Below are 10,104 nucleotides of genomic sequence, written 5' to 3'. Positions count from 1 at the left end.
CCTTACCACTCCCCAAAAAAACAACAGCCCGGTATGAAGGAAAATAAATGGTGGAAAGAAGTACCATTGATAGTAGCCATGGCTTGCCCTTTCCTGGTATATTATTATCTGAAACCGTTACTACCGGAACTGGTACCCTCTCATTATACGATAGATGGCAGCGGGCAATGGGTGGTAAATGGACGTATGGCTCCGGGAGGATTCGTTACTGCCATGTTCTTTGCCTGTTTGGTGGTCTATCTCTCATTGAGCTTTCCTTTGTTTGCAAAGAAATGGCAGGCAGGTTTTCGGCATCAATCTGTTTTGCTGGCGCCCATATTATATTCACTGAAAGCAGGACTGGTCCTGTTGTTCAGCGCTATCCCGGTGTATGAAATGCTGGTGGCTGCCGGTAAATTAACCGGTGGAAGCGCTACCATGTGGAGTTATATTGGTGGCATTGCTTTACTGGTGTTGCTCAATCTGTTTATTTACAGGTTATATTCAGTGCTGTATCGTCATAGCGAAGAAAAGCCGCTGGCACGTAAATCCTATGTGATCATCTGGGTCAGCACACATGTAGTAGTGTCGATTGGTCCGCTATGTGCTTTGCTGGTAGCAGGACGAATAAGTGCAGACAAAATGGTTCCGCAGTTTATCCTGGTATTCCTCGCCATTTGCGGCAACCTGCTGTATAATGTACGCCCCAATCCTTACCTGGGCATCCGTACTCCCTGGACACTGAAAAATGAAACGGTATGGCGTAAAACGCATCGGATGGGAGGGATTATGTTATTTGTATTTGGGGTGGCTGGCTTTATCGCTACACTCATTGCCAATGAACAGCAGTCGCATTATATCCTGTTGTCGGTGCTGTTCATAACTGCCCTGGTGCCTGCCGCTTATTCGTATATTATATATAAAAAATTGATTCATCAACCCTGAACATATGAAACGCTTCTTCTTTTTCGTCCTCTCGTTCTGCCTCCTTCAACACGCCGCTGCACAACAGCAAAATGTGGTAGTCAAAAGCTTCTTTGAGCAAATGAGCAAAGCTAACTGGACCAACGCAATGCAATACATGGCGCCCGCCATGAAAGAAAAACTGAATGCAGACATGCTGAAAGGCGTATGGTCGCAGGTGGAACAGGCCAATGGAAAGTGGGAGGCGCTGACCTCGCAGAAAACAGTACGGGAGGGAGAACATTATATCGTTACCGCAGAGAATAATTTTGAACGCGCTACCCTGACATTCCGCGTTGCATTGGATAATGACAACCGGATAGTGGGCTTTTTCATCACCGGATCTAAGCCCAAACAAATGGTGCTGAATGCTAATGAAATAACAGATACTGTCAACACTATTGACGGTGGAGTGTTATATGGTACGCTTACACAGCCGGAAGGTCAGCAGCATGGCCCGGTAGTGTTGATCATCGCCGGCTCAGGCCCTACAGATCGTAATGGAAACAGCCTGTTTCTTCCGGCGGCGGAAAGCTTTTCCTATCAGCAACTGGCCCAGGGACTGGCAGCCAGCGGTATCGCTTCTTTGCGGTATGATAAACGCGGCACCGGGCAAAGCACCGCATTCCAAAAATCACTGATGACCTTGACAATAGATGATTATACGGCAGATGCGGAGGCCTGCATAGCCCACTTGCAGCGAAGCGGGAAGTTCTCCAGTATATCCGTTATAGGGCACAGTGAAGGTGGCATCATTGGGCTTATACTCGCGCAGCATAGCCACCTGAAATGTCTGATCCCCTTATCTACCCCAGGAGAAACGACTGATAAAGTGCTGCTGGAACAACTGAAGCCAAGATTGTCGGACTCGTTGTATCAGCAATCAGTCAGCATTTTAAATGACCTTCGGCAGGATAAAACGCCTGCCAGAGTGCCCGCGGACTTACATATTTTGTTTAACACGGGCAACTTTAACTACTGGAAAAGTACCTTCCGTTTCGATCCCTGCGCTTTACTGCCAACCCTAACGATACCGGTGTTGATTGTAGGTGGGGCTGCCGATGTACAGGTGTCACCCGCCCAGGTAACCATGCTGCAGGACTGCAAACCAGGTACTAACCTGGTGCTGATAGAAGGCATGACACACGCATTAAAAAACAGCAACGGTATTTCTCCGGATAAAAAGAGTCCATTACCTTTGTCGCCTGAATTAATTCCGGCACTGGTATCTTTTATCCGCCAATAATTATTTTTCCGGCACGTAAGGGTTTATGACCATTCAGGTGTATTAGTAGTATATATAACAGCAAAAGTGGCCATTGGAGAAAGATAAACACGATGATAAACTGGCTTTACAGGTTGAACAATACTTTCATAACCATTATGAAGGGTTGCATCGTTACGCCTTTACTATCCTGAAAGACAATGATAACGCCAAAGATGCTGTGCAGGCAGTGTTCCTGAAATTATGGGAGAAGAGAGATACATTAGACGAAGAGCAATCTGTAAAATCGTACCTGTATACAGCGGTATATCATTATTGCCTGAACATTAAAAGACACGACAAGGTCAGAGCCAGGTATGAATCGGAAAACGACAGCGCAGTGCACGATACAGGGAATAAACTGATCAGTAAAGAAATTAACCGACAGATCATGGATCATATTGCCGCCCTCTCACCTCAATGCCAGCTTATTTTTACCAAGAGCCGGTTTGAAGGAATGAAGTATGCAGACATTGCAGCGGAAATGGGACTGTCTATAAAAACGGTAGAAGCACAAATGGGCAAAGCATTAAAGATCTTACGTGCAAAATTATTTGATATTATGATCAGCCTTATTATATTATTTTTCATATGAAAAATAGAAGTTAGAACTTTAAATGATGAATAATCCCGGTCACATACAAGAAGAGGATGAATTACTGGCAAAATATCTTTCCGGGGAAGCTACTCCGGAAGAAGCCATGGCTGTGGATAATTGGGTGAAAGCTTCCAGTGAAAACCGTGCTTTATTTGTACAGGCAATGGCGGTGTGGGAGCAAACAGCTGCCGGTAATACCTGGCAACTGCCGGATAAACTAAAACTGTTAGCCGCGATCAGAAGGGACAGAAAGCCCACCAAAACAGCTACCGTGAAAACGCTCCGCTGGAGCATCGCTGCGGCCATCCTGCTGCTGCTGGGGGCTGCAGGTGCCTACTGGTGGCTGCAACCAGCACATGTCACCGTTCCTGATTCATTCGTAATACGACAGGCGGATAAACAAATGGTAAAGGATACCCTGCCAGATCAATCGGTAGTAGAAATCGCCGCCGGTGCATCTATAAAATATAAAAAAGACTTTCAGGGTAATTCCCGAAGTATTCATTTAACCGGAAGCGCTGCTTTTGATGTAACATCAGATCCGGTGAAGCCGTTTATAGTAAGCGTGGGAGATATACAGGTAAAAGTATTGGGCACTATTTTTCATGTAGCAGAAGATGCTGCCCAAATAATGGTAGTCGTGAAATCAGGTGCAGTTAGTATGTACAGAGGAGACAGCGGTATTACATTAAGAGCGGGGGATACCGGCACCTACAATAACGCCAGTCACCATTTTGGTCTGACAGTGACAGATAGCACCCACCAGCAAACAAGGTCTTTTAATTTTACCAACACCACTCTGAAAGAGATCGCCACTCAAATGGAAAAAGCGTACGGCATCAAAGTCATTTTTAAAAATAAGAAGCTGGAAACCTGTACCATGAGTAGTTCTTTCGACAATAAATCTATTGAATTCATTTTTGAGGTTATATCAATCACGTTGAATGTCCAGTATAGGATTGAAAAAGATACCGTGTATATCAGTGGTATTGGATGTAATTAAGTATATAGCAGCGCTGTTAATCCCGATTGTAGCAGCTTCTGTTTGCAGTGCACAGCAAAACCGGATTAATTTGCGGCAAAAAATAATATTGCCTGCGAAGCAAATCCGTCTGGATTCCCTGCTCAGTATCGTCAGCCATCAAACCGGTGCGAGATTTTCACTGAACACCAGTAAGTTTCCTCCTTCACGTATCATTCACGTTCCCAAAGGACCTATGCCGGTAGCGCAGTTGCTCACTGTTATCAAAGAAGATACCGGTATCTTTTACACCGTCCTGGGTGGACATATCATTTTTATTGATAACCCGCCCCGCAAGCCTAACCCGCTACCAGCTAAAAAATATCTGGCAAAAAAAGAACCTGTCAGAAAGAACACCAGTGAAAAATCACTTGCGAAACAAGCGATTACAACGCGGCCCGCATTATGGGATCTGCAGTCAATACCCACCATTTATTTTGTTGCTGATACATTGGTCACTTCAGGTACGGTTATCCCGCCCGATTCTGGCAGGCTCGTTTCCGGAGCAGTTATCCCACCTGACACGATCAGGAAAACTGATTCCGTCTTTGTATGGGGAGGCCTACGCGACACCATCAGGAAAACAGATTCCTTAAAAGCTGGTTTAGCAGGTAACCTCAAACGCGACTCCATCAAAAAAGAAGACACGCTGCGTATTGCCTTTGCATCCGGTAACCGATACAACGCTATTAAAACAACAGGCGCCCGGCTAATCTCTTATTCTACCCCCGCAGATGCTGCACACAATCGATTGTTACGCTTCAGCAGCTGGCAGTTGGATTCATCAATGCTCTGGGGCTGGGGGAGCGGCACGGGAGATACACTGCGCAATAAAATAATCGCTATTACCGGGAAAGATTCAGCGAACAACACGCAGCTACAGCCCGCGAATGATGCGACAAATCAAATGCTAAAAGTTGCGACAGACAATAAAGTGAAGAACACAGAAATAGTTACTGCATCTGCATCTCCCCTCGATATAACAATACAGCAGTCAACAACCACCATCAGAACTTCACTGGTAAAATCGATCCTTCAAAATACATTTTCTAACCGCTATCAAAAGCCCGGTGGACAAGGAGTACGAAGGAGTGGCGAACAGGGGCCGTTTTCTTTTTTACTGAATCTGGGCGTTACCGGAGATGAGAGTTATTACGTTAACCCCACTATACAGATAGGTCTTCCTTTTCTTTATGGTATTGCTTCCGCCAGTACCAATTTTAATCTGGCAGGCTTTAGAGTCGGAGCTGGTATTGCTGCACGTATATCCGAAGACTGGCGAATACACTTACAGATGACTACCGGTAAACAACTGCAGAATTTCAGCTACGGCAGCTCTGTGGATACTATCGGCGAACATATATCGGGATCGGTGAACATGCGTTTGATGAAATTTTCCCTGGTGGCCGAAAGAAAGCTGGGTGAGCACTTTCGTTTGCAGGCTGGCCTTGTGTTCAATAGCCAACGGCTGCAATACAGAGCAGACAGTAACACGGTTTATACGCCGCAGATGGTTTATCAGAGGATAAATATAATTCACGCCCCTTATACCATCAGTGATACTTATAACGGCTATCGCAATACCAAAACATGGATAGGTTTTCAGCTAGGGATATTTTATAACATAAATTTTAAGAGAAGAAAGTAAGGGCTTTTTATTTACTGTGTGTAATAATAATGCACCGGTTGACTTTGGGGAGATAGCAGCACATAAGAATATTATTAAAAAGAGACCTGCAACTGTTTATTCTACACTAACAATGCTGCTTTTCAGCGGTATGTATTTACAAAATAATTCCTCTTTAAGCTATTCAGCATAAATGGCGCATACTGATTTTTATCAGGATGGGTGGGGGTTTGACTGTCTTGATTATTTCGTAACAACCATCCAATAATATATCCCTTAGAACACTAACACCGGTATTAGCATTTTTATAACATAAATTTTTATAACAGGCTATAAGGGTTTTTTATTTGTTGCGTGTAGTAGTAATGCATCGGTATAATGGAGATGTCCGTTGTACTTTTTTTACATTTTAAGATGGTTTTACAAATGATCGCATTATTAAAAACGGCAGAGAGAACCAACAATTCATCTTACATTAATAATTACGTATTTCAACGGCATGTATTCGCCTATAAAGCAATTCCACTGGAAAGCCTGCAGCACAAACATGTGCTTGAACTTGGCTGTGGGGAAGGATATGGGATGGAAATGCTGGCGCCTCATACGGCACATTACCRCTCTGTAGATAAGAAGAAACCGATCAGTAAACTGCCAGACAACGCTTCTTTTCAACAGTGCAATCTTCCGGCCCTGGCAGGTATTGCAGATAATAGTTATGATACGGTGATCTGTTTCCAGGTAATTGAACATATCAAAGAGGACAGTGCTTTGCTGCATGAAATCAGACGTGTGCTGAAACCTGGTGGCCGCCTGTTTTTAACCACGCCCAACCGGCTGACATCTCTCAGCAGAAATCCGTTTCATATCAGAGAATACCTGCCAAGGGAGATGTTTGCTTTAATGAATTCACATTTTCCTACTGCAAAAGTAGAGGGGGTTTATGGTAATGAGGTGGTGATGGCCTATTATGAGGAAAACAAACGCAGTGTAAATAATATTGCACGATTCGATATTTTTCGGTTGCAATACAGACTGCCCGCTTTTTTACTAAGGATCCCCTACACATTACTCAACAATATGAATCGCTTACTGCTGCTTAAAAAAATGGAAGATGTAACCGCAGGGATCACATACGATGATTTTTACCAGCATAGCTTACGCGATGACTGTCTCGATTATTTTGTAACAGCTGTCAAATAGCACTTTTAATATTAACTATACCTATCATTTCGCCATGGATATGCCGTATTGGAATAACCCCTTTCCTCCCAGAAGCCCAATTTGTTGGTAGTAAGGAATTCTATGCGGTGTATCCATTTTGCGCCTTTCCAGGCGTATAGTTCAGGGGTAATCATTCTTACCGGACCGCCGTGCTCCATCGGCAGAGGAGCGCCTTCTATGGTATGCACGAGCAGCACATCCGGCTTGAGCGCTTCTTCCAGGGAAACGTTGGTGGTATAGTCATCATATCCATAACAAAGGATATGGGTGGCGGTATCTGCTGGCTGCACCAGTGCTGCCAGGTCCAGCAACCGTACACCTTTCCAGTTCATATTCAGTTTAGACCAGGAGGTCACACAATGAAAGTCAGAGGTATCTTCTGTTTGCGGGAGAGCCATGAACTCTTCCCAGGTTAATTCCACAGGATGTGCTACTGCACCATTCAGTATCAGCCGCCAGTCTGCTGTTTCTACCTCAGGCTGTATGCCCAGATCCAGCACAGGCCATTTATGCGTAATGGTTTGTCCTACCGGTATTACCGGCATGCCGTGCCGGTTAGGATTTCCCGAACCCTTTGGCTTGCTGTCGGCCATGGAGGGTGTTTGCTGCATCTTCGCCTCAAAGCGGGTTTTTAGCTTCATCCTCGCTTCTACTACGCGTTTCAGTTTATCGGAGTCTTCCATAAAACGGTCTTTCCATAAAGATACGGCTTTAGCCGCAGGCGCGAAATGCTTTGAATATTCCGGTTTAATTTGTACTTTGTTTAAACAATATGTTACTTTGTACGAACAAATGAATTTCCGCCCGTTCCACCTAATTAAATAACAGCGTTATGGCCTTCTTTCAAACTTTATTCCACGAACTGATTTCTTTCCTGGGCATTTCACAACTAATAGAAGTGTGTAAAACCGGTAACTACAAAGTCTTACTGACGTTAAACGGCATTTTCTCCGTCATTTCTCCCCTGATTCCTTTCCTGTTACTATTGGAAATTTTCAGGGCTATCTTTTATAAACGCTTTAAGATAGAAGACTACAAAATGCCTTTCTTCATCTTTGTGGCGAACCGTTTTATCTCCCGCTTTATCTCTATTGCGATGGTGGCGTTTTGTATCGGTGTGCTGGAAAAGTATGCGTTTTTCAATACTTCGCTGAAATGGTACTGGTTTATTTATGGTTATGTGATCTGGGAATTTTCGCACTTCATCTATCATTATTTTGGGCATAAGGTGCGCCTGTTCTGGTGCTTGCACTCTACGCACCATGCTCCGCAATCCATGAACCTTTCTGTGACCTATGCGCATTTCTTTTTGGAAGCACCCTATGCAGACGTGATCCGTACCAGCATCTGTATTTTAATGGGCGTAAATCCGCCGCTACTGTTCATCATCATGTTTATTGATGGTACCTGGGGTTCGTTTATTCATGTGGGTGAGAACCTGATTAAAGATGGGCGGCTGGGCTTTTTGAATTCCATTATTCTGACACCTTCACATCACCGGGTGCATCATGCAAAGAACCCGTTATATATGGATACCAACTTCTGTAATCTGCTCAATATCTGGGATAAGGTGTTTGGTACCTTCCAGCACGAAAAGCGGGAAATGCAGATTGAGTATGGTATTTCAAGGGAGATAAATCCCAATAATTTCCTGGATGTATATTTTGGGGAATTGTATTGTCTATGGAAAGATCTCCGGAAAGCGCCGGGTATAAAGAATAAGTTCCTGTATATCGTCATGCCGCCGGGATGGAGTCATACTGGTGATCATAAAACGGCTAAAGTGGTGAAACAGGCGTACCTGCAGCAGGCATCCGATCAGGTCATCTGATCAAACAGGTAATACAGCGGCGACTCTTCGAGTACAACGCGGCCGGGTCCATTTTCATCTTTCTTCCATTTAATCAGGCGGATAAATCCTTCTGCTATTTCAATGCCGGTGATGTCGCCATCACTAAAACAGCAACAGCCGGTGTTGAAGTAGGAGGGATGGGCCATGGTTTTTACAAATTGTTTGCCTGCATATTCTTCTTGTCTTGCTGATAAAGCTTTTTGTAAGACGCTTACCTGTGCGGCGTCTCCTTTGCTTTGCGCTTTTTCCAGTTGCTTCGTGAGGCGGTCTATATGATCGAGCGAAGCAAATACGGGTTTATGCGTATGGCCGGAGATGAGGAAGGTCTGCTGATATTGCATACTCCACTCATACATGATAATGTTGTGGCGGTCTGCCAGGTCGAAAGAGTCGGAGAGGGTATCGGTATGAACCTTAAAGAATCGCTGCACCGGTGTCCAGATAGCGGCTACAAACCACTTGCTGAAAACATTGCCGTCGCTGCGCATGTCGCCCTGGTGGCCATGTGTCAGGAAAAGGCGAAATTCATTGTCCTGGTACCGGGTCTGTAAAATAATGCCTTCATATACTTTCAGCTTCTTGCCAAACAGGGGCTTCAGGAATTGCTGCCGGGGTACATTATAATGCCACTGCAGATCATGGTTGCCAAACACCCGGAAATAGCGTTTCTGTTGCAGAAAACGGGCTTCTTCGAGCAGGGAAGTACGGTTTTCTGCGATCACCTTTGCTGGCGGGCATTCCCATAGCTCTTCACAGTCGCCCAGGTTAATGAAGGTAAAGCCCTGGTCGTAATAGTAGCCAAGGGCGCTGAGGTAGTTCTGTTCTGCGGCCATGAAATCATCTGCTCCATCTTTACCTCCTTTATGCTGATCCGAGAAGATAATAAAACGGGCATTTTCCTGGTCAAAGGGAATCACCAGGCCTTTCTGTCGGTTGCCTTGCAGAATTTCCTGCTGCAACCGCGATAAAGAGGTAAAAACCTGTTGTCTGTCTGGTTTGGAAGAGAATCTGTTGGAGAGCCAGATAATAGGGCGTCGGAAGAGTTTTTTCAGCGGATTTGGCACGGCATGTTCTTTTAGGTGTTGTGGGGCATCTCATCCTTACCACGCACAAAAATGAGCGGTTATCCATAACCGCTCAGATTCTATTTATTTCAAAAAGGGCAGACCTACTGCAGACTACTGTTGCTCTTGTTGTTGCTGCGGCGGTGGTGGCGGCGCCTGTTGCGCTTGCACCTGCACTTTAACTTCTTTCTTTACATTTACAGCACTTGGACCTTTTTGTCCACGCTCAACTTCAAAAGTAACTTTGTCTTTTTCCTTAATCAGTTCTGTTAACTGGTTAATATGCACAAACACGCTGTCCTGCGTTTGCTGATCAATGATGAATCCGTAACCTTTGGATTCATTGAAGAACTTTACCACACCTCTGCGTATCAGCTCAACCGGTTCAGAAGGTTCATGCCTGGTGGCACCTAACTGAATGTCTTCCACATTGATTTCTTTTCTCTTTCTCGGATCGGGAGGAGTAGAGGAGATGTTGCCGTTTTCATCGATGTACGCCATCATGTCTTCCAGAC

Annotated in this window: 10 protein-coding genes; 7 read left to right on the top strand and 3 right to left on the bottom strand. The window is 44.8% G+C overall.

Annotated features, from left to right (window positions below; all coding sequences use genetic code 11):
• The 6 genes from AC1DP6_RS35840 to AC1DP6_RS35815 form a co-directional block, all read left to right on the top strand.
• On the top strand, window positions 1-924 hold a 924-nt coding region (locus AC1DP6_RS35840; RefSeq protein WP_477059199.1), incomplete at its 5' end, for an SdpI family protein.
• Window positions 925-928: 4 nt separating this feature from the next.
• Complete coding sequence (locus AC1DP6_RS35835; RefSeq protein ID WP_477059198.1) at window positions 929-2,188, top strand: serine aminopeptidase domain-containing protein; 1,260 nt, start codon at window positions 929-931, stop codon at window positions 2,186-2,188.
• A gap of 73 nt (window positions 2,189-2,261) precedes the next feature.
• On the top strand, window positions 2,262-2,801 hold the full coding sequence (locus AC1DP6_RS35830) for an RNA polymerase sigma-70 factor (RefSeq protein WP_477059197.1): 540 nt from the start codon (window positions 2,262-2,264) through the stop codon (window positions 2,799-2,801).
• Between the two features lie 22 nt (window positions 2,802-2,823).
• Window positions 2,824-3,807, top strand: coding sequence for a FecR family protein (locus tag AC1DP6_RS35825; RefSeq protein WP_477059196.1), 984 nt, complete (start codon window positions 2,824-2,826; stop codon window positions 3,805-3,807).
• Window positions 3,808-3,895: 88 nt separating this feature from the next.
• On the top strand, window positions 3,896-5,473 hold the full coding sequence (locus tag AC1DP6_RS35820) for a hypothetical protein (protein ID WP_477059195.1): 1,578 nt from the start codon (window positions 3,896-3,898) through the stop codon (window positions 5,471-5,473).
• Window positions 5,474-5,878: 405 nt separating this feature from the next.
• Window positions 5,879-6,652: a class I SAM-dependent methyltransferase gene (locus AC1DP6_RS35815; protein WP_477059194.1), complete on the top strand. Its 774-nt coding sequence runs from the start codon at window positions 5,879-5,881 to the stop codon at window positions 6,650-6,652.
• A gap of 11 nt (window positions 6,653-6,663) precedes the next feature.
• Here AC1DP6_RS35815 and AC1DP6_RS35810 read toward each other — a convergent pair whose 3' ends face one another.
• Complete coding sequence (locus tag AC1DP6_RS35810) at window positions 6,664-7,356, bottom strand: sulfite oxidase-like oxidoreductase (RefSeq protein ID WP_477059193.1); 693 nt, start codon at window positions 7,354-7,356, stop codon at window positions 6,664-6,666.
• A gap of 149 nt (window positions 7,357-7,505) precedes the next feature.
• Here AC1DP6_RS35810 and AC1DP6_RS35805 point away from each other — a divergent pair, with 149 nt between their 5' ends.
• Window positions 7,506-8,504 carry a sterol desaturase family protein gene (locus AC1DP6_RS35805; protein WP_477059192.1) on the top strand — a complete coding sequence of 333 codons (999 nt, stop codon included), beginning with the start codon at window positions 7,506-7,508 and terminating at the stop codon, window positions 8,502-8,504.
• On the opposite strand, the gene AC1DP6_RS35800 is transcribed toward AC1DP6_RS35805, so the two are convergent.
• Together AC1DP6_RS35800 and AC1DP6_RS35795 are read right to left on the bottom strand one after the other, a co-directional pair.
• Complete coding sequence (locus tag AC1DP6_RS35800; protein ID WP_477059191.1) at window positions 8,492-9,589, bottom strand: metallophosphoesterase; 1,098 nt, start codon at window positions 9,587-9,589, stop codon at window positions 8,492-8,494. The two genes, AC1DP6_RS35805 and AC1DP6_RS35800, sit on opposite strands and share 13 nt — an antisense overlap.
• Before the next feature lie 114 nt (window positions 9,590-9,703).
• A partial coding sequence (locus AC1DP6_RS35795; protein WP_477059190.1) for a cold-shock protein occupies window positions 9,704-10,104 on the bottom strand: 401 nt, incomplete at its 5' end.

It is taken from the genome of Chitinophaga sp. 01L420, assembly GCF_056399985.1.
Note: the sequence above shows the minus strand (reverse complement) of the source record. Positions and strands in the feature narration are given on the sequence as shown.

What these genes read in the sequence shown, in the direction of transcription:
- AC1DP6_RS35835 (WP_477059198.1), top strand. Translation starts at nt 929, where the DNA reads ATGAAACGCTTCTTCTTTTTCGTCCTCTCGTTCTGCCTCCTTCAACAC.
- AC1DP6_RS35825 (WP_477059196.1), top strand. Translation starts at nt 2,824, where the DNA reads ATGATGAATAATCCCGGTCACATACAAGAAGAGGATGAATTACTGGCA.
- AC1DP6_RS35810 (WP_477059193.1), bottom strand. Translation starts at nt 7,356, where the DNA reads ATGGAAGACTCCGATAAACTGAAACGCGTAGTAGAAGCGAGGATGAAG.
- AC1DP6_RS35805 (WP_477059192.1), top strand. Translation starts at nt 7,506, where the DNA reads ATGGCCTTCTTTCAAACTTTATTCCACGAACTGATTTCTTTCCTGGGC.